The 26,855-nt window shown below is 43.0% G+C and carries 22 protein-coding genes and 2 pseudogenes; 14 read left to right on the top strand and 10 right to left on the bottom strand.

Annotated elements, in window-relative coordinates:
* Positions 1-147: 147 nt before the first annotated feature.
* Both F6K63_RS15270 and F6K63_RS15275 read right to left on the bottom strand, forming a co-directional pair.
* Entirely contained in the window at positions 148-270 is a 123-nt protein-coding gene (locus F6K63_RS15270) for a hypothetical protein (RefSeq protein WP_287312595.1), read from the bottom strand.
* 124 nt (positions 271-394) lie between these two features.
* Entirely contained in the window at positions 395-730 is a 336-nt protein-coding gene (locus tag F6K63_RS15275) for a XisI protein (protein WP_287312597.1), read from the bottom strand.
* 268 nt (positions 731-998) lie between these two features.
* On the opposite strand from F6K63_RS15275, the gene F6K63_RS15280 reads away from it, so the two are divergent.
* Positions 999-1,508: a DUF29 family protein gene (locus F6K63_RS15280; RefSeq protein WP_071102733.1), complete on the top strand. Its 510-nt coding sequence runs from the start codon at positions 999-1,001 to the stop codon at positions 1,506-1,508.
* Between the two features lie 376 nt (positions 1,509-1,884).
* Here the strand turns inward: F6K63_RS15280 and F6K63_RS15285 are convergent, their stop codons facing one another.
* The 3 genes from F6K63_RS15285 to F6K63_RS15295 all read right to left on the bottom strand — a co-directional run bounded on the left by F6K63_RS15285 (position 1,885) and on the right by F6K63_RS15295 (position 3,535).
* Positions 1,885-2,205, bottom strand: coding sequence for a hypothetical protein (locus F6K63_RS15285; protein WP_287312598.1), 321 nt, complete (start codon positions 2,203-2,205; stop codon positions 1,885-1,887).
* A 36-nt stretch (positions 2,206-2,241) separates the two neighbouring features.
* Positions 2,242-2,370, bottom strand: a complete 129-nt coding sequence (locus F6K63_RS15290) for an NINE protein (protein WP_287312600.1) — start codon at positions 2,368-2,370, stop codon at positions 2,242-2,244.
* A 511-nt stretch (positions 2,371-2,881) separates the two neighbouring features.
* A complete protein-coding gene (locus F6K63_RS15295) occupies positions 2,882-3,535 on the bottom strand; it encodes a hypothetical protein (RefSeq protein ID WP_287312601.1) in 654 nt (217 codons plus the stop codon).
* 1,067 nt (positions 3,536-4,602) lie between these two features.
* Here F6K63_RS15295 and F6K63_RS15300 point away from each other — a divergent pair.
* Positions 4,603-4,911 (top strand): DUF433 domain-containing protein, encoded by a 309-nt coding sequence (locus F6K63_RS15300; RefSeq protein ID WP_287312602.1) that lies wholly within the window; start codon positions 4,603-4,605, stop codon positions 4,909-4,911.
* A gap of 131 nt (positions 4,912-5,042) precedes the next feature.
* Positions 5,043-6,449 (top strand): annotated as a pseudogene (locus F6K63_RS15305) (RNA-guided endonuclease InsQ/TnpB family protein).
* Between the two features lie 430 nt (positions 6,450-6,879).
* Here the strand turns inward: F6K63_RS15305 and F6K63_RS15310 are convergent.
* Both F6K63_RS15310 and F6K63_RS15315 read right to left on the bottom strand, forming a co-directional pair.
* A complete protein-coding gene (locus F6K63_RS15310) occupies positions 6,880-7,032 on the bottom strand; it encodes a hypothetical protein (RefSeq protein WP_287312604.1) in 153 nt (50 codons plus the stop codon).
* Positions 7,033-7,063: 31 nt separating this feature from the next.
* A complete protein-coding gene (locus F6K63_RS15315; RefSeq protein ID WP_287312605.1) occupies positions 7,064-8,533 on the bottom strand; it encodes a putative Ig domain-containing protein in 1,470 nt (489 codons plus the stop codon).
* 659 nt (positions 8,534-9,192) lie between these two features.
* Here F6K63_RS15315 and F6K63_RS15320 point away from each other — a divergent pair.
* The 4 genes and pseudogenes from F6K63_RS15320 to F6K63_RS15335 all read left to right on the top strand — a co-directional run bounded on the left by F6K63_RS15320 (position 9,193) and on the right by F6K63_RS15335 (position 11,458).
* On the top strand, positions 9,193-9,324 hold the full coding sequence (locus F6K63_RS15320) for a hypothetical protein (RefSeq protein ID WP_008190253.1): 132 nt from the start codon (positions 9,193-9,195) through the stop codon (positions 9,322-9,324).
* 56 nt (positions 9,325-9,380) lie between these two features.
* Positions 9,381-10,775 (top strand): bactofilin family protein, encoded by a 1,395-nt coding sequence (locus F6K63_RS15325; RefSeq protein ID WP_008190251.1) that lies wholly within the window; start codon positions 9,381-9,383, stop codon positions 10,773-10,775.
* Positions 10,776-10,811: 36 nt separating this feature from the next.
* A pseudogene (locus F6K63_RS15330) lies at positions 10,812-11,123 on the top strand (C1q-like domain-containing protein); the annotation flags it as partial.
* Between the two features lie 137 nt (positions 11,124-11,260).
* Positions 11,261-11,458 (top strand): hypothetical protein, encoded by a 198-nt coding sequence (locus tag F6K63_RS15335; protein ID WP_131826880.1) that lies wholly within the window; start codon positions 11,261-11,263, stop codon positions 11,456-11,458.
* Between the two features lie 149 nt (positions 11,459-11,607).
* Here F6K63_RS15335 and F6K63_RS15340 read toward each other — a convergent pair whose 3' ends face one another.
* On the bottom strand, positions 11,608-12,180 hold the full coding sequence (locus tag F6K63_RS15340; protein ID WP_287295714.1) for a Uma2 family endonuclease: 573 nt from the start codon (positions 12,178-12,180) through the stop codon (positions 11,608-11,610).
* Positions 12,181-12,508: 328 nt separating this feature from the next.
* Between F6K63_RS15340 and F6K63_RS15345 the strand changes: the two genes are divergently transcribed.
* From F6K63_RS15345 to F6K63_RS15355, 3 genes are all read left to right on the top strand, one after another.
* Positions 12,509-13,159 carry a type I restriction endonuclease gene (locus F6K63_RS15345; RefSeq protein ID WP_287312607.1) on the top strand — a complete coding sequence of 217 codons (651 nt, stop codon included), beginning with the start codon at positions 12,509-12,511 and terminating at the stop codon, positions 13,157-13,159.
* 158 nt (positions 13,160-13,317) lie between these two features.
* Complete coding sequence (locus F6K63_RS15350; protein WP_287252242.1) at positions 13,318-13,650, top strand: DUF433 domain-containing protein; 333 nt, start codon at positions 13,318-13,320, stop codon at positions 13,648-13,650.
* Positions 13,651-13,894: 244 nt separating this feature from the next.
* A complete protein-coding gene (locus tag F6K63_RS15355; RefSeq protein ID WP_287312609.1) occupies positions 13,895-14,488 on the top strand; it encodes a class I SAM-dependent DNA methyltransferase in 594 nt (197 codons plus the stop codon).
* A 41-nt stretch (positions 14,489-14,529) separates the two neighbouring features.
* On the opposite strand, the gene F6K63_RS15360 is transcribed toward F6K63_RS15355, so the two are convergent.
* The gene (locus tag F6K63_RS15360) at positions 14,530-21,840 is read right to left on the bottom strand and encodes an amino acid adenylation domain-containing protein (protein ID WP_502708317.1); all 7,311 of its coding nucleotides are present in this window, start codon (positions 21,838-21,840) and stop codon (positions 14,530-14,532) included.
* A 503-nt stretch (positions 21,841-22,343) separates the two neighbouring features.
* Between F6K63_RS15360 and F6K63_RS15365 the strand changes: the two genes are divergently transcribed.
* The 4 genes from F6K63_RS15365 (at position 22,344) to F6K63_RS15380 (ending at position 25,810) form a co-directional block, all read left to right on the top strand.
* The gene (locus tag F6K63_RS15365) at positions 22,344-22,931 is read left to right on the top strand and encodes a class I SAM-dependent DNA methyltransferase (RefSeq protein ID WP_287312612.1); all 588 of its coding nucleotides are present in this window, start codon (positions 22,344-22,346) and stop codon (positions 22,929-22,931) included.
* Positions 22,932-23,203: 272 nt separating this feature from the next.
* Positions 23,204-23,413 carry a hypothetical protein gene (locus F6K63_RS15370; protein WP_287266060.1) on the top strand — a complete coding sequence of 70 codons (210 nt, stop codon included), beginning with the start codon at positions 23,204-23,206 and terminating at the stop codon, positions 23,411-23,413.
* Between the two features lie 11 nt (positions 23,414-23,424).
* Entirely contained in the window at positions 23,425-24,894 is a 1,470-nt protein-coding gene (gene gatA / locus F6K63_RS15375) for an Asp-tRNA(Asn)/Glu-tRNA(Gln) amidotransferase subunit GatA (protein ID WP_287312613.1), read from the top strand.
* Between the two features lie 19 nt (positions 24,895-24,913).
* Entirely contained in the window at positions 24,914-25,810 is an 897-nt protein-coding gene (locus F6K63_RS15380; protein WP_008190229.1) for an alpha/beta hydrolase, read from the top strand.
* Between the two features lie 198 nt (positions 25,811-26,008).
* On the opposite strand, the gene F6K63_RS15385 is transcribed toward F6K63_RS15380, so the two are convergent.
* Complete coding sequence (locus F6K63_RS15385) at positions 26,009-26,716, bottom strand: ROK family protein (RefSeq protein WP_008190226.1); 708 nt, start codon at positions 26,714-26,716, stop codon at positions 26,009-26,011.
* Positions 26,717-26,855: the final 139 nt, after the last annotated feature.

Consider the following 26,855-nt stretch of genomic DNA (forward strand, 5'->3'; position numbering starts at 1 on the left):
GGGAGTCGGGAATCGGAACCCACCCCTAACCCCTCCCAGGAGGGGAACGGGAGTCGGGAGTCGGGAGTCGGGAGTCGGGAACAGGGAAGAAAGAAGAGGGAATTGTTAATGGGATGGGTGGGTTATGAACGCACCCTACTACTCATATCATGTCAGGATAATTACCCTGTCTTGATGCAAAGCGCGAGTGGGGGAAACCACGGCAAAGCGCGAGTGGGGGGAACCCCCAAGACCGTAATGGTGCGTTTGACCCGTAATTAAATTCGCCACGGGTCGCACCTCTGCCTCCCCAAGACCGCGCTGCATCGCTTTATAAAAATCTCCGCCATCTCCCCATCTCCCCACACTTTTATGATGGGTATTCAACCGGACTTGATATTATTTGTGATTGGGGTTATGCGATCGCATATCCGGTATGTTTACGTAAATGGGGAGGATGAAACGCGAGGACAATATGATCCTTTGGCACACCCGCCGCCACTAGTTCATCGGTAATGCCGTCTTCGATGCCATCATAATGAATCCAGAGTTTGCTCTGACGAATTTCAACATGGGTGACAACGCCATGGACTCTTTTTTTGCCGTTCCATCCTTCGTTAAACAGTAGGAAATGAGTACGCTCGGCATCAATAATGACATACTGCTTAATATCACCATAACTGTATGGGATAGCCGCATAGTCTTTGAGAATTTTTTCGACGGTATCTTGGTAGAATTTTACGGTATCCATTGTAAAATATCCTGGGTATTTGGTTCAAAAACAATAATTACTATAGTCAAATACCAGGTGTTGCTGAATTAGGGTATGATTTTGGCAAGTATCGTACGCATAATCACCAGGTATTATATATAATAATAGCGGGTTATAGCCTAATCAGGTACACAATATTTTTCCCCTATTCCCTGAGCCGCTGTTCCCGACTCCCGACTCCCGACTCCCGACTCCCGACTCCCGACTCCCGACTCCCTACCTAACAAAAAAAATTTATACCTTACCTATGACACAAGAACTGATAGACCTCAAAACTAGCATTATAGAAGGACGATACGCAGATGCTTTAGCAATTGTCGATGAATTAGAAGGGATGAGTAAACAAGCAATTTTGCGTAATATTGATTCGTTCCTAGTCAGGCTATTTATCCACTTAATTAAAAATCAAGTAGAGCAGCGTTTAACCAATTCTTGGGCAGCTTCAATTGCCAGTTCAATTCTGGAAATTAAAAAGCTTAATCTTAAAGATAATAAAACCTCCTATTATATTAAGCTTGATCAATGGCAGCCCAGATTAGAGGAAGCACTAGAAGCAGCGATCGCTCCTGCTAGTCTGGAAGTTTTCAATGGAGAGTTAAGGCGGTCTCAACTTTCCCAGAGGCTGGATAAACCACAGCTGATTTTGACTGCCAATAGTTTACTTAGTCTGACTTACCGCTATTCAGCTAAAGAACTGCCAGCAGTTTTAGATGATTATTTAACTGAATTACCAGGTGGCGATGAGTGGGGGAGATAATTGATCATCGGCAATAAGCGCGTTTGTACTTGAGTAGATGTAGGGTGGGCAGTGCTTACCTTGATCATTGTCAGGTTTTCAATTAGTCTGATGCACTGCCCACCAGAGAGATGTAGGCTGGGCTTTTAAATTGGTATAAACCACTGCCCACCAGAAAATTAATTTTATGTAAGCACTCAGCTATCAGCAGTTAGCCGTCAGCTAATCAACGGGAGATAGTAAACAAGCTGGTGGATGTTGATACGACTGGTTGAAAATCCCTGCTCGTTTTACTAATCCGACCCGATGCAGTTAAAGCGCCTGATAGCTGTTCGCGTAGCGTGCGCGTAGCGCATTAGCTGACGGCTGAATACTTACAATTTTATAGTTAATTTACTTATATAACTTTGTAGATAATTGCTCCAGTATCGGGGTGATTATCTACCATCATTAACTCTTGGGTACACATAGTATTAAGCATCTCTTTGATCTCTTCAACTGGCTTTCCTGTAGCAAGTACGCAATCAGCTACAGATACACTACCACCATTATCCTTTGCGACTTGAAGGATAAGTTGGGTGTCATTCTTGACCTTTTGGTTATTGGCACTTGGAGCGATTACATCTGCGACGTTGACAACAACCTGCTGAGTGACCTGGTTGTTTTGGTGTGCGCCGCCATAGAGCATCCTATACTTGAGATTTTTCTCTTCAACCATTCCTGGTATCAGAGCTAAATCTACAAGTTGCCCAAATCAAAAAAAACCAACTGTAAATAACCAGATTGTTCCACTAACGTACTTACCAGTGTAAAAACGGTGGACGCCGCAAAAACCTAATAAACAGGTAAGCCATAAAAGGTAAGCTACTTCAGTTTTTCTCACGATTGAACTACTCCTTATATAAATATCTGCTCATTAGTGAGTTCGTAGGGTGCGTTAGGGGCGGGCTTGCCCTCATGTTATCGGTAGCCAGTGTTAGGTTGCTGCCCGTAACGCACCACCTAAGGGCTAATCAATAAAACCAAATAGTTTTTGATGTTATGAGAAAGAAGCAAGATTTTTCATAACCTATTTGTAAATTAAATAGCTTCTATTCTTCTAGAATAACCGACAAATTACGTAACTCAGTATTGAAATAACCAGTGTAATAAGAGCTCCTCAAATGAGAGGTAAATTGGAGGACATCTATCTGGTTGACTTCTAGTGGAACTCCATCAAAAGCAATAATGGCTTCTATTGGTACATCCTTAATCAAGCTATTTTTTACATAACCCTTACGATTATTACTGCTGTATGTACCCAATGTAACTTTTGTGGCTACATATTCTTTACCTTGCTCAAGTAGTCTACTTCTTCTAGAAGAAGAGTTGGAATACAAATGCAATGTAACATTTTATTTTGTACTTGTCATTGATATAACACAACTAATGGATTGAGTACTTGAATTCAAATTGGAGGATTTTTGGCAACTTTTTAATTCATAGATAATACCTTCACGTTCAACTGGTTCGGGTAAACTTTTAGGATTGACAGGTCCAGTTCTCACATTGTTCGATATTCTTGAAACAGGCTGACCACGCTCTTGAAGCTGTTTATTTTTTTCAGTCTTGAGTTCTTTGATTTTTTCCTGTAGTTTATCCTTGTCTGTTTCCAAATCTTTGACTTGATTTTGGAGGTTTTTTACTTGTAGATTCAGCTCCCTTGATTGTAATGAATCATCATCAGTGATTCCTACGAATGTCGGAAACTTCGCCACAATAAATTCTCGGAGTTTATACCCTCCAAAGGCAGATAATGGTGCTGTCAAAATAATTAGGATTAAGGCAAACTTTAAATAGTTTTTCCATTGCCGCATTTTCAATTCTCTATTCATTTGTTTACAAACATCATCAATATCATTTTCAAGAAGTAGATCGGATAATCCTAATTCCCTTAAACTATCCTTAACCGATTCAATAGTGATTCTTCCTTCTAGCTCATCTTTCCGTTTGGAAAGCCGTTCTACTAATGCTTGGAATTGCTCTTCGCTTAAGCTATTTTTGAACATGGGCTTTATTGACTTTAACTTGAGTTTGTTTATTTATAGCCACCTTAAACTACTTAGTTTTTCGGGGTGCATCTCAGATTTCAAAATCTTGCGTAGGGTGCGTTAGTGGAGCCTCATTTTCCGCCTCGTAGCCAGGGTTATGTTGCTGCCCGTAACGCACCACCTGCTCAAACACCAAAAATGAGATGCACCCGTTTTTGGTGTTATGAGAAATCAAAAATGGGGTTGATCAGCTATTTATTAATGGTAGATATCAAGTGCTCAAATCAGCGCTGTTTTATTTAAAATTAGGGCTTTAGATTGGTAGATATAATACCAATTAATTAGTTATTAATTGAGATCTGATTTATTTTCAAAAACCAGTGTTACACAAAATTGTGACTAATTTAGTTAGTCTAAGTTAAATTCACCAAAGCTTTATATTTATGATTTTTTATCATAAATACTTTGATAAAATATAATTACGAACAGCTGATTAGTAAAGGATTTAAGGGATTTTTGTCCTAGTAAGTAGGAAGTATAAAGTAGGGCATGAGCAGTCAATGAAGTGGTCTGAAGCACTACCGAAGCTACATGAAGTAAATTAAGATTAATATAGTATTTATATTTGATATGTAAACAAATCTTACAAAGCTTCATAAAACCTAAAAGTTCCAATATTTAAGAGCAGTAAATAATCCAGACTTTTTGAGTTTATAAAAAATTACAATCTACTTTTACAACTCATTTAGAAAAACAAAAATAAGTCCAAATACTCATTACCAAATCAAAATAAATTTGATAAAAATATCAATAGGAATAGGGAGAGGTGAGAAGTTTGCTGTAGCGTACGCATCATCACCACCAAGCCCAAATGCAAAAACTAGATAGCGAAGCAGTCAAGGAAGAAAACGCGATGTTCCGTTCGCGCAGCGTCTGGCACTGCCAGTAAGGAACCGCTTCGCGTACGCGGCCTTGCTGAATCAAGCTATTAACCAACAATAGAATTAGCTTGTGCTAACGTCAGCTGACCTTAGCTCTTATTGGTAAATTAGACATAGCACTGGTTTCCCAAAGCAAAGAGCCTTATGACTGCTAAAACGATCTCGCGCTACGTTACTCGTAATCCGGAAATTTTGAACGGAGAACCAATCATCATCGGCACTCGGACATCTGTGCGTGCTATTGTTGGTTTATGGCGCTTGGGTATTATGCCAGAAGAAATTCTAAACCATCTAACTCATCTGACTCTGGCGCAAGTATTTGATGCCTTAAGTTTCTATCTTGACAATCAAGGGGAGATTAATGAATACATTGAGCAGAACCAAGTCCCTGATGAATTCGTGCATCCATCTGTAAAGTCTATCGAAAATGTCGTGAGAGGACTCCCGCTATAATCTCTGATAAGCGCGGTGAGATGAATCGCGACCAATAAATTAATAACGCGATAGCGTTACAATTGAAAGTTGGTGTGTATCTTATCTACCCAAATAATCATATTTTGATAGATTCATGCTAAAATAGATTCATGTTGACACTTACTTACGAGTACAAGCTAGTCCCGACAAGGAAACAGACCGCAATCATTGAAGATATGTTTGCGGTCTGTAGAAAGGTATGGAATTATGCCTTAAGAGAGCGAAAAGACTGGCACGAAAGTAAGCGATGTGCGATTAATTATTGTTCATTACAAAAAGAATATATAATTCCAGCCAATGCACCATATCCCAGTTACAAATTACAAGCCGCTAATCTAACCAAAGCCAATAAAATAAATCCCGAACTAAAAAGAACGAATGCTCAGGTCTTACAGCAAGTATTGAAAACTTTAGAACGAGCATTTACAACTATGAAATCAAAGGGATACGGATTCCCTCGATTTAAAAAAAAGTATCGGATGCGTTCTTTTGTCTTTCCTCAGTTCAAGACTAATCCAGTTATTAATGATTGGATTAAACTCCCACAAATTGGACTGGTAAGGATGAGATTGTCGCGACCAATTCCAGAGGGGTTTAAAATCAAACAAGTCAGAATAGTTAGACGGGCTAGCGGCTATTTTGCAATGTTGTCTTTACAAAGTGAAGTCAGTATTCCTGATACGCCAGCATGGGGTCATCCACTGGGGATTGATATTGGTTTAGACAAATTTTTAGCAACTTCTGATAATGAGTTAATAGAGCGCCCTAGATTCTTAAGTAAACTACACAGTAAGCTGAAATTGACGAGCGACCCCGCGCCGTCGCACGGCGCTAGGGAACGCGCGAGTTGCTACAACGTAGATTAAAAACAAAGAAAAAAGGGTCGGCAAATAGACATAGACTCAACCATAAAATCGCAAGACTTTATCAAAAAATTTCAGATACTCGAAAAGATTTTCACTGTCTTGATGCAAAGCGCGAGTGGGGGAAACCACGGCAGACCGCGAGTGGGGGAGACCCCCAAGACCGCACTGCCTCCCCTGTTCCCTTGCTGCATCGCTTCAAGTTAGCACATCATCTGTGTGACCAAGCTGGAATGATATTTGTTGTTGGCGAAGCCTGTCCGAAGGACATGGACTTAGATTTTAGAACTTGGGCAAAAGGAATGTTAAGTAAACATACCCGTATTGGCTGGTTTTGGTCAGTTCTTTAATATCCTGGCTTGGGTTTGTTGGAAACGAGGGGTATATTTTGGCAAGGTTGACTACAGATTTACCAGTCAAATTTGTCCAAGTTGTGGTAAACATACAGGCAAAAAGGATTTGTCTGAACGTATACACAAATGTCCTGAATGCCAATACGAAATTAACAGAGATATTGCAGCTGCAAAAGTGATTTGTCAACGTGGTATCACTGCGGTCGGGCAGATCGTGGTAAAAAATGACTGTGTAGGCGGGCTGTCGGGGGTTGATAACAACCTAGATAAGTGCTTAAGAAGCAGTAAACCCAAATTGTGAAGTTTGGGAATCCCCCGTTATAATCTCTGATTTAACGGGGGAGGATGTCAATTTAGGTTGATCGTGAGGATTATTGTAGCGATTTATACTGATGAAGATGTAAGCTGTTCAGTATTTAGATTGGGATACCTAAATTGCTCAAAGGGAACAGGGAACAGCGGATCACCGGAACAGGGAATAACCAATTTAAATGCACATCAGCTGATCAGGATTAGTTGCTACATTGTTAAAGTCTCGTGGACTAGATGTAACAACTAATCCTGAACGGTGTTGCTGAATTAGGGTATGATTTTCGCAAGTAGCGATTGGCCGTAGGCCACGCTACGCGATCGCATCATCACCACCAAGCCCAAATCCCAAAACCACATAACGAACCAGTGAAATAAAAAAACGCGATCGCGGTGAATCCAGCTATTAACCAACAATAGAATTAGCTTTTTCCAAGGGAGTCAGTACTTAATTCCCTAATTCCCATGACCGCTGACCGCTGACTGCTGACCGCTGACCGCTGACTGCTGACCGCTGACTGCTGACCGCTGACCGCTGACCGCTGACCGCTGACCGCTGACCGCTGACCGCTCACCCCTGACCGCTGACCGCTGAATACTTAAGCTTTACAACAAACCAATGATGCTAATAGTGAATGTGCTCTTATCAAAAAAGTCGCTATTGCCAGGTGCCAGGGCAAAGTCAACTACCGAGCCTTTTTGCACTGTGCTGGATACAGTGAAATCAACCCCAAAACCATCCCTGCCATCGATTGCATCAGACCAAATTTTAGTACCATCAACAAAGATATAGGCAATCACACCATCGCTGGCAGTACGACGGTCTTTCTTGGCCAGGTGACCTTTGAACGTAACTTCTCCCTCAATGTCACTAACCCAGCGACGAACTCCCCACTGCTCAACCCTTTGCCGTCTACCGCTGGTTTTCGGACCGTTGGGATGAGCAATAGTGTTAGATAGCTCAGTCCAGTATTTTCCTTGCTTCACCTGCCAGGAGCCCTTAGTGTATTCCTGCATTTCATGGAAATCAGCACTGGTCAGGGAACCATCGTAGTAGCCATAGAACCAGTTATGCTCTCCTTGAGTATCAGAAAAATCCTCCACTGAATTAGCAATTTCAGTAGGCACGGGAACATGGTTAACCTGAATTTCAAACCCATTGCTGACAGTTTTGCATAGCTCGTCAGACGCTGTTACAGTAATTGTGGTTGTGCCAATGTCCTCGCTACTGGGAGTACCACTGAACGTAGTGCCATCGAAATTCAACCAGCTCGGTATGGTTGCACTAAAGCTCAGACTATCTCCATCGGTATCGCTAAATGTTGCTTCCCCAATTGTCAGGGTAAAAGGCTCATTCTCGTTAATGCTTTGAGCGCCAATGGGATTAGCCACTACAGGGGCAGAATTATTTGGGGGTTCATAGACGTAGAGAGATCCACAGTTTTCCCAGCGAACTTCGTCGAGACTGGAACGGTCTTTGTTGGTATTTGTCAACCAATCGCCATTAATCTTTAAATAATCCAAATCTGTCAGCACTTGCATTATCTCTAAATTCGTCGCTGCTTCATTGCTGTCAGTTTTTATCCATCCACCCTCTGCATTAAGGGGTATGGTGTAGGGAGTCCATTGGTCTATAGTGGGCGTCGATACATGGTTCTGTAGTTCCAAACCACCACCACTTATGGTTAAACCATTTGTTAAACTGTTATTTAAACTATTGATATCCTCGGTAATCTCATCGATATTTTCCAAATTAACCTGAACAGAAAACCTGAGGTTTCCATTGAAAAAACTGGATTTGTCACCAACAAACTTCTCGGGGGCAAGGTAATCGTAGGGTCCATCACCGACTTGATCATCATTATGAATGTAGCCACCAGTGATGAATCCACAGATTCTAGACTGTTCGGGGTCAAATTCTTGATCATTGACGTCAACAACGCTCCAACCCTCTGTGCCAGTATCAAAGTGACTGACCGGCTCCATTACGCTTTCAATCGCGTGAGCTGGCTGTGGAATCATGAGCATGGCACAAGACAATAGTGCCGCCCACAGAACAATACGGATTTTTTTCATCGAAATTTTCGCAGCAGAATACACCACTTACACCCTAAGGGTGAGAGTTAGCACGGGGCTTTCAAGGTGTGGACACAATACCGCACTCAGCCCCTTTCCGCTGCACCTCCAACTAATGGTTTACAGATTAATCCGGTACTACGTGTGAGTAGCCCTGTTGTGTTTTGCTGCAAGTAACTGCAAACAGCTCAATGGTCCCCTTTGTGGAAACCGTAGCTAAAGTATGGTCAAAGGCTTTGCAGATCTTAAATTTTGCCCAAACTCTAATTTTATAGGAGTTTAGGCTTTTTAGATATTTTTTTTGATTTACAAGCTCGTGTATCTTGATAGATAAGGGTTTCAGGAATTATCAATTACCTTTGCTGCTCCCCTTATTGAGAATAGATTTTGTTTAATACCATAAGATGCGCATCTGATCAAATCCTGTTATTTTTGACTGTTGAGTTTTTATAGGACTTACGAAGTTTAGTTGGTTTTGCCCCCCTAACCCCCCAAGTTTGGGGGGGAATGATGTCAAAGTCCCCTGCCCCCCTAACCCCCCAATACTGGGGGGGAAGAGCGCGGATGCTTCGCTTTTTGACAGTGGGGGACCAACGGGGGCATGCGTAAGTCCTGTTTCTCGATGAGCTCCCTGGTGAAAAACCAATGGTATTCCTAAGATGAACCAATCAACCGAGGGGCTATATAATCTATTACCTGCGATCTACCGGCAGCGAGATTTTGCCCAAGGGGAACCCCTACGGGCGCTGTTGGCGGTAATGGAAAAGGTAATGAAGGATATATCCAGTTAAACAATGACCTAGAAGTTAAGTTTGAATCCGGAAACTACAGAACTGGGGATTATTGGTTGATTCCGACGCGAACCTCACAGACCGTTGAATGGAGTCAAGACAAAGCCCATCCCCACGGCATTAGTCATCACTACTCTCCCTTAGCCCTACTGCGCTGTGATGGCAGCAAGTGGGAATTGGTAGAAGACCGTCGCGCTATTTTCTCTCCCTTGACTGGAGTAGTGAGTCAATCCGGGGGTACCATGACTGGCTCCTTGACCATTGAGAGTGCTCTAACCGTCAGTGATAACGTCACCCTAGGGAATAGCGATCAAGATACAGTGACTATTTATGGCACAGTGCGATCGCAACATTCATCTGGGTCACTGCGGATAGCGGATGCCTTAAACGTCTCGGAAAACCTGACCGTTGAGGGTAAGGTTGGGATTGGCACAACACAACCAGGGAATTACAAGCTTAAGGTTGATGGGGGAGATACCCATTTAAATGGAGCAGTGACAGTCTCCGGGAATCTAGAGGTAGAGGGAAATGTAACATTTCGAGGCGATGTAATTGCTCGGGACGTTGAACATCAACCGGGAGATGTGTTACTGGGAGACCAGGATGAAGATCAGATTACCTTTCATGGCACAGTGCGATCGCAAAATTCATCCAGGAAACTGGAAATAGCTAATGGTGTGAACATAGCCGAAGACCTGAGTGTTAATGGCAATGTTGGTATCGCTATAGACACTCCAGAGAAGAAACTTCATGTTGAACTGGGTGAACTCAGAGTTAGAGCTAGCCACAATCAGATAACTGCTGATATTGGAGCCTTCTATGCCCAAAATCTCACCCAAGGCATTGGGATTGGCTATAACCGTATTGAAGCGATTGGCAGTAATGCTAGCCAAGATATTGTGATTCGTCCCAAAGGCACTGGGCAAGTCATTCTAGATAACAGCAACCTTCAAGTTGCCGGTAACCTAACCATTGCTGGGATTACCAAGACCCAAGCCCTTGATGTGGGTGGATTTAGTCGCACTCAGCATATAAATAAAGATGGTGCCTTCTATCGTTACGGTGGACAGGCTTATATAGCCGTTGATGATAATCTCTACATCCGTGATTTTAATAATCCTGAGGATAATTCTAACAATATCAAGATGCACTTCAATACCAATAATGGCAGACTTGGTATTAACAAAACCAGTCCACAGGCAAATCTAGATGTTAATGGTAATCTGAAGCTGCAATTGGGTGTAGCAGTCAATGAGTTTTCCAATGATCAAAATCTTAAAGGTAACAGTGATTCAGCCGTACCCACCGAAAGGGCGGTAAAAGCCTATGTTGATAACAAAATTAGTCAGGGTGTTGTTGCAGACGGAGGCACAGCAACAGGATATAAATTTTATGCAGACATAAAATTTGATGGTCAAAATATTAAAAGTTCAGGAACCCATGTCATATAATTTGTTGAAAGGAATGACCATTACCAGGTTTTTGATGATAAAAGCAATGCGTTTATCGCCCCCAGATCAGGCTATTACTTTTTTGCTGCCACATTACAATTTTCTGGAGGTAATGGTAACGGCGATGGTGTGATTGTGGGCATTTATAATAATGGTGATAGTAATGACAATAATACAACGATTATTGTGCTCGAACCTGGGCTGATTAAAAATCTCACAGCACAATCGATAACAGCAATGATGAAATTAGATCCTAAAGACCGTGTCGATGTCAGATTAGAAGGTGTAGACAAAAGTACCTTTACTGTGTCTTATAGTTCTTTTCTGGGATTCCTGATTGGTCAATAGTTGGTAATATAGCAGTTTGAACTTCCTTGTGGCTTTTAGGGAGTAGGGAGTATTTGAATTAAGAATGTAGAATTGAGAATTGAGAATTAAGAATTAAGAATTGAGAATTGAGAATTGAGAATTTGGAATTCTACATTTTGCATTCTACATTCTACATTCTGCATTCTAGATTCTGCATTCTGACAGACAACCTACCCTTCGGGAACGCCAAAGGCGAACAACCAGCTAACCTTCAACCAGCTAACCTTCAACCGACTAACCTTCAACCGACTAACCTTCAACAGTATGATCAACCCTATAGACCCGGAAGAAAAACTCTACCGGTTGTTGGGTAGATAATGCGTTCGCGTAGCGTGGCCTACGGCCAATCGCGAAGCGGTTCCTTACTGGCAGTGCCAGACGCTGCGCGAACGGAACATCGCCCTTAATTGAGCTTAATCAAAACTCCCTACTCCCTACTCCCTACTCCCTACTCCCTACTCCCTTATGTTGCTGAACTTCCCATTTTCAACCAGCCAAAAATTTCCTCTGCTGTCAACTGAAGGTCGATACCATCTAACACCACTAGAGAGTCACTTCCCTGACACAATTCCGGTTGTTGGTTAGGTAGAAAAATCAAGACCGAGCGGTCGTAAGGATCAATTAGCCATCCTAGTTGAGAACCATGTCTTAGACAATTTAAAATGTTACCTGTTACTCGGTTTGAACTCTGGCCGGGAGAGATAATTTCAATAGTCCAATCTGGAGCAATAAACACATCATCTATAGGCTCTCCTTCATCATCAAATTCAATCTTGTTCCAGCGAATAACTGCTAGATCGGAAACAATTGACCGTCCGCCAAAAGTACATCGTAGCTCTGGGAAAGCGTAGGCAATTTGCTCTTCCTCAACAACAGTATTAATTGTACTCGTCAACTTGATATTAAGTCTGGAGTGGCGAGTTTTAGGCATTGGTTTCTGGGTAATTTCACCATTGATATATTCCCTAGGGGGTTTGGTCTCTGGGAGTTCCAGAAACTCTTCGAGAGTCAAAGGTAAGGCAGCTATCTTTACCATTGGCAGCTAGTTCCAGAAACAGATGTGACCATACTATAGCAATTCTGAATCGGGTCAGGTACTTTCCTTCTTGGTTTTATGATACTGTTTCCGTCAATTCTTCTCCACTGATCCGAAGTTCCCTGATCTGAAGTTACCCATAACTGCCGCAAAGTCATATAATTGCTTAGGCGAAAGGCGAATGCAATACGTCGAACTAGTCGATTCCCAAGGTGGTAGGTATCACAGCGGTTAAAACCGCACGAGTCGCTGTCTTGATGCACCCGATAATGCCACAGGTTTTATTTAAGATATAATTTAAATATGACTATGTAAAACAAAAATCATTATGGCTACTATTATTTCTCCATCAAAACTCAGTCTTAGTGACGTAGAAGATAAATTTAAGCTCCAAGAAGTAATGGAGCCGGAGTTTTTTCCAGAGTGCCTGGAAAACCTCCCCCAACTAAGTGAACTAGAAAGGCAAATGCTCGATAGAGCAAAAGCGAATTACAAGTACTTGTCTAAAGATTTGGTACTAGAAGACCTAGTTAAAATGGTTGTTGTTTCTCCTTTATTGGATTTGGCCGGATTTTACCAACCGCCTTTTAAAGTTAAAGCAGAGTATGAAGTGTCTTTACCCATTGAAGATAAAGATGAAGACACAATTATCAAAGGGCGTATTGATATTTTGGTAACTAGCAAACCAATTTGGATAGCCGTTATTGAGTCCAAACGTTCTGCTGTGTCCTTACAACCAGCAATTCCTCAAGCACTAGTTTACATGCTCAAGAGTCCCCAAACAGAGCAACCAACATTTGGTCTTGTTACCAATGGTGCTAGCTTTATCTTTATCAAGTTAGTTAAAGGCGAAACCCGACGGTATGCTTTATCAAAAGCCTTTGATATCTGGAATCCTGGCAATTATTTATATGATGTTTTGGGTATTTTGAAGCGTATTGCTGCTGTCACGGCTAATTCTTATAGGAGACACAAGTAAGCTATCAGCTATCAGCTATCAGCTATCAGCTATCAGCTATCAGCTATCAGCTTATGCGTTACATCACAGGCTAGAAGCCTGTGCCACGCTACTTGAGGTGCTTTTGACTAAAAGAGGTAAGCATTCGTTTAGTTTTGATGGAATATAAAGCCTAAATTATGATAGATACCTTAGACCAAACTCAACCTAAAAGTGGACTTCTTCATCATTGGCAACTTTGGCGCTGGCTATTGGAAACCCAGCCCAAGGAAATACATAATCTCTGCTTGTTAGCTCTAATTGAAAAATTTGCCATATGGGTGAATAGTTTGGTTAGGGATCCTAACATCATGGGAGGGGAGTTGATTTTTTCTCAATCTCGCTTGTCAGTTCGTCGTATTGCTGGTCGGCTTAACCGGGGAGAATCCGCAGAGTTTATTCTTGAAGACTATCCTTATCTATCTCCGATAGATTTAGCTTTTGCCCAACTCTACATGGAAATCTATCAGTAGAGCAAGGAAATGACCTGATAAATAGAGCACTTTACGTAACTAAGGATACAATGGTTAGATGGGTAGACTTACCCTAAAGCTCAAGTTTTGAAGGCTAAGGAGTTTGATAGTAGTACACAAGAGTGATTTTAGCTCCCGTTACCTTGACGCTTACCATAGCCAAATCACCACATCTTTACCACTACCCCGATTTGTTCTAAGATAATTAAGATGTATACTCTATTGAAATTTGAAAATAAGAACTATGTCAACAAAAATTGCGGCTGAAGAATTTTATGATAAATTTGCTGCTACCTATGACGAGGTGTTAAAAGATCCCAGTTGTAATGCACAGCATGTAAATGAAGCGGCTAAAATCTTCAATCGACATAATCACCATCAAGGCAGTGTTTTAGATATTGCTTGTGGGACAGGGTTTTTAAGTGAATTGTTGGAAGGTGAGTTTGACTATACAGGGATTGATATTTCAAGTAAAATGCTGGATTATGCGGCACAAAGGGGGTATAAAACCATCCACAAGCCGATTGAAACAGCCCTAGCTGAAATTGATAGCAAGTCCTACGATTTTGTTTTTTGTTTAAGTTCTTTACTGTGTGTCGAAGACGCCGCAACAGCGATCAAACACATCAATCGAATTGCCAGAAAAACTATTATAATTAGCCTTGATGAAACAACAGAGGAATATATGAAAAACTTTGTTGTTCCAGTTTATGATCACTCTAAAATGGCCATCGAAAATGCCATGGAAGATTATTTTATTATGGGTTGGACTTCTCCAACCCTAGGGATTACAATCCGAACTCGTATGATTTATATTGAACAAAAAAGCTCAGAATAGTATTACTTTTTACTTGGTGTGCAGTAATACTAGAGCATCACTCACTCTCTAACTAAAACCTCTAGCTGTTTAGCTAAAATCTCAACATGGGGTGAGCGCATCATAGTATAATGATCCCCAGGAATCCTGTAAGTTTCTAGACCACCTACTGCTAGCTCATTCCAACCTCGGTCTTCTGCTTCTAACTCCCTCGCACAAAATAGAGCAATCCGACCAGAATAGGGCTGGGGTTGATAGCGATACATAGCCATTAAGTTGGCTTGGAAAACTCCAAACAGCTTACGCATCTGCTCAATACCGATTTCCGGTGGTAAGATATTGAGCCGTTTGGCTTCCCGAAGGATGTGTTGCAATTGCTCCTCTAACCCTCCTTGCTTACACTCGTTTTCAGATGAATTGACCTCACTACCTTTAGCTGCAAGCCCCCTAAATCCCCCAATTCTGGGGGACTTTAACTCAAGTTCCCCCTCCGGTGCGCTTTCCGTTGGCGAATTAAATTCGCCACGGGTCGCACCGCAAAGTTGGGGGGCTAGGGGGGCGAAACTTGCTGTAAGCTCCTCAACCGCAATCGACAGTTCTGTACCAAAAACACTACCCAAATCCTTAGCTAGAGAGCTTGCCAGCATCTGTTCATCCACCTGTTCTGGTCGGTCAATAGCAACAGGTGAATAGCTATCGATTAATGCTAGCAGAGCCACGTCTTCCCCAGCAGCAGATAATTGTTGAGCCATTTCCCAAGCAATAATACCTCCTAATGACCAACCTCCTAGATAATAAGGCCCGACCGGTTGAATAGTTTGCAAGGCTTCAATGTAGCAAGTTGCCATATCCTCAATTCCGGTTAATGGTTCAGACTCACCAAATAAACCAGGGGATTGTAACCCGTAAAAGGGTTGGTTATCTCCTAGATAACGAGCCAACTGTGAATAACAAAGAACATTGCCCCCAACCGGATGAACACAGAAGAAAGCAGGTAAATTTCCTACCTTATTAATAGCAACTAGGGGAGAATAAGATTGGCTCTCAGTGGCATTGACCAGAAGACTAGCTTGGTTTTCAATAGTGGGTTCCGTGAACAAGCTAGCTAAAGGTAAATCAGTTCCAAACTGCTGCTTAATCCGAGCCATCAGACGAACTGCTAACAGAGAATGACCTCCAAGATCGAAGAAGTTATCTTTAACTCCAACTGGGTGGACATTAAGGAGATCAGACCAAATTTGGGACAGTTGCAATTCAAGGGAATTACGGGGTGAAACAAAGCCAGCTTCTTGAGATCGATTAGATTGATCTAATTCAGGTAAGGCGCGGCGATTAACTTTGCCATTGGGGGTTAAAGGGAGTTTTTCCAAGAAGGCAAAGCCAGAGGGAATCATGTAATCCGGTAATTTTTGTTTCAGAAACTGTCGCAATTGGCTACTAGTTAGCTCTTGTTCTTGCTTGGAAACAATATAAGCCACCAGACGTTTCTGGTCAGCTTGGTCTTTCCTGGCCACAACCACTTTTTCCCCCACAGCTGGATGTTGACCTAAGACAGCTTCAATTTCTCCAAGTTCGATGCGGAAACCGCGAATTTTAACCTGGTTATCAATGCGTCCAAGGAATTCGATGTTGCCATCGGCAAGGTAGCGAGCCTTATCCCCAGTTTTATAAAGGCGGGAATCTAAATCAGCGCTAAACGGGTTGAGAATGAATTTCTCTTGTGTTAACTCAGGGCGGTTAAGATAGCCTCGTGCCAATCCAGCACCACCAATATGCAATTCTCCTGGCACACCGACAGGCAAGGGTTGTAGAGACTCGTCTAGAATGTGGATTTGCGTGTTAGCGATTGGTTTTCCTATGGGGATAGTTGTAGCTGTCGTTGGTAAGTTCTCTACCAAATACCAGGAAGAAACAGTTGTATTTTCTGTTGGTCCATAGAGATGGAGTAGTTGCTCTGGAGCGCCTTTATCTAGGACTTCTTGTACCCATTTGGGGTCAACCGCTTCCCCACCAAATAGTAAATACCGTAGGCAACTCAGTGCTTGGGGGACAAAACTAGCTAACTGATTGAATAAAGCTGTAGTTAATAATAAAACCGTTACCTCTTGAGAACAAATATTGACAGCAAATTCTTCAGGCGAAAGCAATACAGATTGATTGATAATAACTAACTTTGCTCCGTTAAGTAGCGCTCCCCAAATTTCAAAGGTGGCAGCATCAAAAGCAATGTTTGCAGCTTGAGCAATGCGGTCATTAGGTGTTAAATGTATGTAGTTTGTGTTTAACACCAGTCGATTTACAGCCTGATGATTGACGGCTACTCCTTTGGGTTTTCCTGTTGATCCCGAAGTATACATCACATAAGCTAAATTTTCAGAGCTGGCTGTGCTGTTGAGATTATCTTGATTGGCTTGATTAATTCTCTGCCAGTAAGTATCTAAACAGACAATACGCCCTTGATGTTGAGGAAGGGATTCTAGGAATTTCTCTTGAGTCAGCAATACTTTGACCTGAGTGTCTTCCAGCATGAAGCTTAAGCGTTCTTGGGGATACTCTGGATCAAGGGGCACATAAGCTCCACCTGCTTTGAGAATGCCCAACATTCCCACAACCATTTCCAGCGAGCGCTCCACACACAACCCAACTAGCACATCTGCTTCCACACCCACTGAATGTAAATAGTGGGCTAACTGGTTAGCCTTGGTGTTCAGCTGTTGATAAGTTAGTTGCTGGTCTTCAAAAACCACTGCCACTGCATCTGGAGTGTGTTCTACCTGTTCCTCAAACAACTGATGGACACATTTATCCTGAGGATACTCCACAAACGTATTATTCCATTCCACCAATAGCTGCTGGCGTTCCGCTGCTGTCAGTAACGGTAACTTTGAAACTTGTGCTTGTGGATTAGCAACAATACCTTCGAGCAAGGTCTGGAAATGCCCTACCATCCGGATAATAGTTTGCTGATCAAACAAATCGCTATTGTATTCTAACCTGGCCTCAATTCCCGACTCAGTTTTTTCCATTAACAGGGTCAAATCAAACTTGACTATAGCGCTTTTTAGTGACAAAGGAGTTAATGTCAAACCAGCCAACTCTTGCTTCTGGATTTGGGCTTGCTGAAACCCAAACATTACTTGGAATAGAGGGCTATGGCTGAGGGAGCGCTCTGGTTTTAAGACCTCTACCAATTGCTCAAATGGCACATCTTGATTAGCGTAAGCTTCCATTGCACAGCTACGCACCCTAGCCAGTAACTCCAAGAAACTGGGATTACCTGATAAATCATTACGCAGCACTAGAGTATTAGCAAAAAAACCAATTAGGGGTTCAATTTCTTGGCGGGTGCGGTTAGCAATAGGAGAACCAATGGCAATATCCTCTTGAGCACTATAGCGGTAAAGTAACGTTGCCCAAGCTGCCAGTAGTGTCATGTACAACGTTCCTCCTGAAGCTTGACTTAAGACTTGCAGTTTCTGAGTTAACTCACCATTGAGTTCAAAGTCTAAGCTACTACCTTCGGAAGTTTGTACCGCAGGACGGGGGCGATCTGTCGGCAATTCTAGCAGTGTTGGTATTCCAGCTAACTGTTGTTTCCAGTAGTTCAGTTGATTTTCCAGCACCTGTCCAGTCAACCACTGACGCTGCCAACTGGCAAAGTCACTATATTGGATGGGGAGTTCTGATAGTGGGGAGGGTTGTTGTGAGCAAAAAGCTGAATAAAGTGCCGATAATTCCTCAATAAATACTCCCATTGACCAACCATCCCAGATAATGTGGTGAATGGTCAGTAGTAGGACATGCTCTTCTTCAGCTAGGCGCAATAAACTTACTCTCAACAACAGCCCTTCAGCCAGGTCAAAAGGATTTTGAGCTTCTTTAACTGCTAACTGTTGGAGCTTGGTAAACTGTTGTGGTTGGGTCAACTGTTGTAAGTCAACGATGGGTAAAGTTATCTTCAGGTGAGGTGAAATAACCATTACTGGAGAACCATCCACCATCGTAAAGTTGCTACGCATAACCTCATGACGGTTGACAATTTCTGTTAAGACTTGTTCTAGGATAGTCACATTAACACAGCCACGCAGATGTAGAGCAGTTTGCTCGTTGTAGGCAGAACTTTTCTGTTGGAGTTGTTCCAAAAACCACAGTCGTTGCTGAGGAAAAGATAGGGGTAATTCTTCTTTATTAGCAACCAGTTGTATCGGAGGTAACAGCTGATTCTGTTTACTTGTGGTGCCTAGAATCTTCTGGCTGAGTTTAGCTATGGTCGGGTCTTCAAACAAGTAGTGTAAAGGCAACTCTACTGAGAAAGTATTCCTGATTCTCGACAGCAGTTGGATTACTTGTATTGAATCTCCTCCCAAATGAAAGAAGTTGTCGTAAATACCGATTTCCTCTAATCCCAACACAATTTCCCAAATACTGGCCAAGATCTCTTCTGTGGGAGTACGAGGAGCAACAAACTCAACTACCAAATCCCGACGAGACTTATTTGGTGCAGGTAGAGCCCGTCGATCTACTTTACCACTCGGTGTTAGGGGCAGTGCTTCCAAAACTACAAAAGCAGCAGGAATCATATAATCCGGGAGCTGTTCTTGTAAGAAATTGCGTACTTGGGACACCAATTGGGGATTGTTCTGGACTAAGTTGGGCTGGTTAGCATAAGTACTCCAAGGTTTGATGCCTTGTTCAGATGAATTGACCTCACTACCTTTAGCTGCAAGCCCCCTAAATCCCCCAAATTTGGGGGACTTTAACTCAATTTCCCCCCAATTTTGGGGGTTTAGGGGGGCGGGGGACTTTAACTCAATTTCCCCCCAAAATTGGGGGGTTAGGGGGGCAAAATTTGCTGTAAACACCACATCATAGTAGCCATCTCCACCATTTCCACTCCAGGTCAGGTTAATGGCATAAGGAATTTCAGATTCCAATGACCACCAGTCTTCTGGCTCTACTCCCTTCTCCTGCAGCTGGTCTAGTAACTCCCCTACGGTCCGAGGACAATTAGGATTGGCTAAAGTAGCGTACGCCTGGACATCTGACCAAACCCTAGCATTAGGAACGCGATTAACTACCAGCATTTCAGGCTTTGTTTCCAACAGTTGCCTTTTGACATCAGACAAGGTAAGTCTATCTTTGAGCCAGTCAAGACATAGGGGCGCAACTGCTGGAGCCTTAACCTCAACCTTTTGACCGACATGAATAATCGCATCGTATCGGAAGCGAGTTAGCTCATTTTGATAGTGTCCCCGTTTGAGCTGAATTTCTACATGGCTAATTTGGGGGAGATGTTCCTCAAGGGCTAGAAAGAAAGCCGGAGCGATGGTTAGTTTCTTAGTTTCAGCTATCCTTTCCTGGATGCGATCGCGCAGCGCTATTGTAGACTCAGAAGAGGGTGCTTGATGTAACTGAACGGATGTATGGAAGGCTTCGAGTAAAGGAAAACTCTCCACATCCCCAATAAAAATAGTACCCCCAGGCTGCACTAACTGCACCACTTTTTCCATTACGGACACCAGGTAGTCCATGTTGGGGAAAAACTGGATAACTCCATTAATTACTACCGTGTCAAAGGTTTCGGAGTCTATTCCTTCTAAATCATCTGCTGGACTATGGCTAACCTTGACCAATTTCTCTAAAGGACTATTCTTTATTTGCTCTTCGATATAGCGGAGTCCTTGAGCTGCAATATCTGTACCCCAATAAGATTGGCAATGGGGAGCAACCCGAAACAATAGTAAACCTGTACCGCAACCAATTTCTAGTATTCGTTTGGGGTGCAAGGAGAGAATCCGCTCTACTGTATGGTCAACCCACTCCCGCACTTGTTCTTCTGGTAAGTTTTTTCCGGTATAGCTATCGTACCAGCCACCAAGATGAAAACCAGCTTCCCAATCATCTGATGGCTTACTGTAGGCTTCATCCCATACTTTTTCCCATTGCTGAACTTGCTCTGTTTCCACAGGTGCAGATTCGGATTGCCCAGGTACAAGATAAGCCACTAAACGTTTGTCTTGGTTATCTTCTCTAGCTAAAACCACAGCTTGCTTCAGGTTGGGGTGTTGGCTTAGCAATACTTCAATTTCGCCTAATTCGATACGGTAACCCCGAATCTTAACTTGGTCATCTTTACGACCGATAAACTGGATATTACCATCCGGTAGGTAGTGAGCCAAATCCCCCGTTTTGTAGAGGCGTACGCTCTGTGTCTTTACCTTGTTAAAGGGATTAGCAATAAATCTTTTGGCAGTTATTTCCGGTCGGTTCAGGTAGCCTCGCGCTAGACAAACACCACCGATGTATAACTCCCCTTCAACTCCAGCCGGAACTGGTTTTAGGGACTGATCAAGAAGATAAATCTGGGTATTAGCAATGGGACGACCAATGGCAGGAAGTGCTGGCCAACTGCTTGGGGAACCTTTTAGGGTAAAGGAGGTGACCACATGAGTTTCCGATGGGCCATAGTGATTGTGTAGCGTACAATCGTTTAGCTTCTCGAACAAGTTAGCGATCGCAGGAGTAATCTGCAACTGTTCCCCTGCGGTAATTACTTCCCGTAGACTTGCCGGAAATATTCCGAAAATATCGGCCACTTCAGCAATTTGCTGCAAAGCCACAAAGGGAAGAAATAGTCGGGCAACCTCTTGTTCTGCTAGTAAATTTAACAGAAATACTGGGTCGCGCCGCACTTCTTCCGAGATTAAAACCAGTGTTCCCCCTGCACACCAGGTCGAGAAAACTTCTTGGAAGGAAACATCAAAACTTATCGGGGCAAATTGCAGTGTTTTGCTATCGTTAGCAACTACAGTATCTTCCAGCTGCCACTTGATCAGATTAACTAGGGAACGGTGAGGCATGGCTACCCCTTTCGGCTTACCTGTAGAGCCCGAGGTGTAGATAATATAAGCCAAGTTATCAACTGTCAGGCTGCTAGTAGGATTTTGTTCGTTATGGGTAGAGATGATTTCCCAATCTGTATCTAAACAAATCACACTAGCTTGATGTTTCGGTAATTGAGAGAGTAATTTGCTTTGAGTTAGCAATACCGATGCCTGGGAGTGCTCAAGCATGTAGGCTAGGCGCTCTGGGGGATAAGCGGGGTCTAAGGGCACATAAGCTCCCCCTGCTTTGAGAATTGCCAATAGTCCCACCACCATCTCAACCGAACGCTCTACACAAATCCCTACTAACACTTCAGGTTCTACGCCCAAAGTTTGTAAATGGTGCGCTAATTGATTCGCTTTAACATTCAGGGCTCGGTAGGTTAGCTGCTGGTTTCCAAAGACTACAGCAACTGCGTCCGGTGTTCGTTCTACTTGTGCTTCAAATAGCTGAGGAATACAACGGTATTTGTCTTGGTGATTATTCAAGTTAAGGCTCATATCAAAAATTTTTCCGGTTTCCTATACTTTCCACAACTGCGGATTTTATCTCTTTTACTCCTGCTGTTTTGGGGGAGTGGTTCTGATTGTGAGTCAGCTGAATTGATGACCATGGTTAGTATAACACTTCACGAGATAATCTAGAATTAGACTGTCGAAGCTGGATAACAACCTTGAGGTAGGATATCCCATTCACAGCCACTTTTTCAAAGGTATAAAATGCCATTTATAGCCTTTATCATAGTAATAATGTATACAGTTTTTTTGTTTACCGATTCCCGATTCCCGATTGCTTATTTCCTAAAATCCCAAATTTGTGTCCCTAAATCAGATAAATGCTATGATTATGATTTATACTATAAGCGCGTTTATTGCATTTATGAGGTAGGATTATCAACCTCAAAGTCCCCCTTGATAAGGGGGATTTAGGGGGATCGTTTTGCACATCATAGCTATGATAATTGCTATATCTAAATATATCAATAAAAACTATGTCAACAAAAATTGGTGCTGAAGACTATTATGATAAATTTGCTGCCAAATATGACGAGGTGTTAAAGGCACCCAGTTCTAATGTCCAGTATGTCAATGAAGCGGTTAAAATCTTCCATCGACATAATCAGCATCAAGGCAGTGTTTTAGATATTGCTTGTGGGACAGGTATCCTAAGTGACTTGTTGCAGGGAGAGTTTGACTATACAGGGATTGATATTTCCAGTAAGATGCTGGATTATGCGGCAAAAAGAGGGTATAAAACCATCCACAAGCCGATTGAAACAGCCCTCGCTGAAATTGATAGCCAGTCCTACGATTTTGTGTTTTGTTTAAGTTCATTACTGTTTGTGGAAGACGTGGCAACAGCTATTAAGCATATGAATCGGATTGCTCGCAAAACGATTATTTTTAGCCTTGATGAAACAACAGAAGAATATATTAAAAAGGTTGGTATACCAGTTTATGACCACTCTAAAGTTGCCATCGACAATGCCATCGAAGATTATTTTATTGTAGGTTGGACTTCTCCAAGCCAAGGAATTACAATCCGAACTCGTATGATTTATATTGAATTAAATAAATAATAATTGTATAGGATTTTTAATAGCAAAGGGAATCGGGAATTGGGAATCGGGAATCGGGAATCGGGAATCGGGAAACAAGATTGTTTCTATCATTCCAGATAGGCTTACTAATTCTAATAATGTAGTTGTGAACTAGACCAGGAAGAAAACTCTACCGGTTGTGCTGGAGATAATGCGTTCGCGAAGCGGTTCCGTTCGCGTAGCGTGGCCGAAAGGCCAAGGAACATCGCGCCCAATTTCCCTGAATCAAAATCGGGTGCATCTTCTAAAAGTTGTTTGACCCAGCAGTGGTGCGTTACGGGCAGCAACCTAACCCTGGCTACGAGGCCAAACATGAAGGCCCCCCTAACGCACCCTACGCAACTCCCTGCTCCCTACTCCCGACTCCCGACTCCCGACTCCCTTTCCTAAAGCCTGAGCCCAAACCCCTAAGCACGGAATTTTTTGTCAGAATACTAGAGTTGAAATGGTTAAGTCAGTAAAGGTAGTAAGCATGGACACGGTCCGCGAGTTGCATCAACAGCTAATCAACAAAGAACGCTCAGCTGTAGAAATCACCCAAGAAGCCCTAGATAAGATTCAAGCCCTAGAGCCTCAAGTCCAAAGCTTCCTCCACATCACCTCAGACTATGCTTTAGAACAGGCCAGTCAAGTAGATGCGAAAATCGCAGCTGGTGAAGAGCTCGGTACCTTGGCCGGTATACCCATTGGCATCAAAGACAATATGTGTACCCAAGGGATTCCGACCACCTGCGGCTCCCGGATTCTGGCCAAGTTTGTCCCACCCTACGAGTCAACAGTGACCCAAAAACTCAAAGATGCTGGGGCAGTAATGGTAGGTAAAACCAACTTGGATGAATTTGCCATGGGGAGTTCTACGGAAAACTCGGCTTTTCAACTTACTAAAAACCCTTGGAATTTATCCCATGTCCCCGGCGGCTCCTCCGGGGGCTCAGCGGCAGCCGTAGCTTCTGGGGAATGTCCTATTGCTCTGGGTTCTGATACCGGTGGTTCTATTCGTCAACCGGCTTCTTACTGTGGAGTAGTTGGCATGAAACCGACCTATGGTTTAGTATCGCGCTATGGTTTAGTGGCATTCGCATCGTCCTTAGATCAAATTGGACCATTTGCTCGCACTGTAGAAGATGCCGCTATTTTACTGAATGCGATCGCAGGATATGACCCCAATGACGCGACCAGCCTCAAAGTAGACATTCCCGACTATACCCAATTCCTGCAACCAGACCTAAAATCCAACGGTAAAGTTAAGATTGGTATTATTACAGAAACTTTTGGTGAAGGCTTAGACCCAGTAGTAGAGAAAGCAGTCACTAAAGCGATTGATCAGCTCAAAGACTTAGGTGCTGAGATTCAGGAAATTTCCTGTGCTCGATTCCGGTATGGTTTGCCTTGCTACTACATCATTGCTCCGTCAGAAGCATCAGCAAATCTAGCTCGCTACGATGGCGTTAAATATGGCTTACGGGCATCAGATGCTGACAATCTCCTTTCTATGTACACCAAAACCCGTGCTGAAGGGTTCGGTGCAGAAGTCAAGCGCCGGATTATGCTAGGAACCTATGCCCTATCCGCTGGTTACTATGATGCCTATTATCTCAAAGCCCAAAAAGTTCGTACTCTGATTAAACAGGATTTTGAAGCAGCCTTTGACAAGGTCGATGTGCTAGTCTGTCCCACAGCTCCCTCCACAGCATTTAAAGCTGGGGAAAAGACAGAAGACCCCTTAAGTATGTATCTGACTGACCTGATGACTATTCCAGTTAACCTGGCTGGGTTACCAGGGATGAGTATACCCTGTGGCTTTGATGAACAGGGATTACCAATTGGGATGCAGTTGATTAGTAATGTATTGCGGGAAGACCAGCTATTTCAAGTAGGTTATGCTTATGAACAAGCAACCGAATGGCATCTAAGCCAACCGGTTTTGAAGGATGAAGGATGAACTATGAAGATCATTGATTATGTTGATTGTTGCAGGATTTATAGCGATCGCTTACGCCTTAGTCTGTACCTCAGTGTTGCTGTTGCAACATCGGCTAATGTTTTGTCCGGCTTCAGTGATTGAAAATACACCAGCTGACTTTGGTTTGCCTTACGAAGAGCTTTGGTTACCAATATCCAATAAGGGTAAAATTGATAAAATCCATAGCTGGTGGATTCCCTCTGACTCACCAGAAAGTAAGGTGATGCTATATCTGCACGGTAATGCCTGTAATATTGGGTCATATCTTGAAATAGCCCAACGGTTACATCAGCTAGGTTTATCCCTGCTGCTGATTGACTACCGAGGCTATGGTCGCAGCGACGGTAAATTTCCTAGGGAATCCCAAGTTTATCAAGATGCTCAAGTGGCTTGGGATTATCTAGTCCAACAACGAGGCATCAATCCCCAAGATATTTTTGTCTATGGTTATTCCATAGGGGGAGCAATCGGGATTGATCTAGCGGTGCGTAACCCAGACATGGCAGGGTTGATTTTGGAAGGCTCATTTACTTCCATGCGGGATATGGCAGATTATCAGGGAAAATATGGTTTCTTGCCGATCGATCTTCTGCTTACCCAGCGGTTTGACTCAATTAGTAAAATCAAGTCACTCCAAACACCTATATTCTTAATCCATGGCACTAGTGATACCACAGTTCCTGCTAGGATGAGTCAAGTCTTGTTCGATGCTGCTACAGTTCCTAAACAGCTTTGGCTAGTTCCTGATGCAGCTCACAATGATTTGACAACTGTTGCTACTGCCGAATATCAGCAGAAAATTCGGGAATTTGTCACACAGGTTTATGCAGGACAAGCTATAGCCCAGCAATCTAGTAGTAAGCATTCAGCGGTCAGCGGTCAGCGGTCAGCCTAATGCTTAAAATAAACCCAGCGTAGCGTGCGCATCTCAAGTAGCGTGCGCAATGCGCAAATGATAGAATTTAATAGTTCGAGATTAATGAGAATTGAAAATCTGGGGAAAAGTCCATCATAAGCATATGCTGATAGCTGATAGCTGATAGCTGATAGCTGATAGCTGATAGCTTAGCGCTATAGTATTTCACGGCTTTTTCTAATCCCGCCACAAAGCAATACCCCCCAATAACCCAGCGACATTGGGCACTACTTTTACATTGGGGGGTAGCTCAAAGTTAATTTTTTTGGCTTCACCACCACCAATGTAAAGGTAATTATAATTAAACAAACGCTCCAGGCATGCGATCGCTTTTTGGAGCCGATTATTCCATTTCTTCTTACCGTCTTTCTCTAAAGCCGCTCGCCCCAACTGTTCTTCGTAGGTTTCCCCTTTACGAAAAGGATGGTGTCCCATTTCCAGATTTGGCACCAGCTTGCCATCCACAAATAAAGCAGAACCAAACCCTGTGCCTAGGGTAATCGTCAATTCCACTCCCTTGCCAGTAATTGCTCCTAATCCTTGGACATCGGCATCATTAGCTACCCGCACCGGTTTGCCTAAGCGTTGAGATAGGGTAGTAGCCAGATCAAATCCCTGCCAATCAGGATCGAGGTTTACCGCCGTATAGGTTATCCCATTGCGAACCACTCCAGGAAATCCCACCGATACCCGTTCAAAATCCCCTTGTCCGAGAGCTAGGGATGCGATCGCATGAATGATAGCATCCGGCTTAGGAGGTTGGGGTGTTTCTAAGCGACTACGTTGGGTGATGGGATTACCCAATTCATCTAATACCATCACCTTAACGCCACTGCCACCAATATCTACGGTAAGGGTATGGATTGGGCTATTGTTTTGATTCATCAGGTATTTTAGTTCACGGTTCACGGTTCACGGTTGACTGTCAACAGTCAACAGTCAACAGTCAACAGTCAACAGTCAACAGTCAACAGTTATAGCACTACGCATTCAGATGTTTGACATTCCTAAACTCCGAAACTTA

The organism is Moorena sp. SIO1G6 (assembly GCF_010672795.1).
In the GTDB taxonomy this organism is placed as follows: domain Bacteria; phylum Cyanobacteriota; class Cyanobacteriia; order Cyanobacteriales; family Coleofasciculaceae; genus Moorena; species Moorena producens.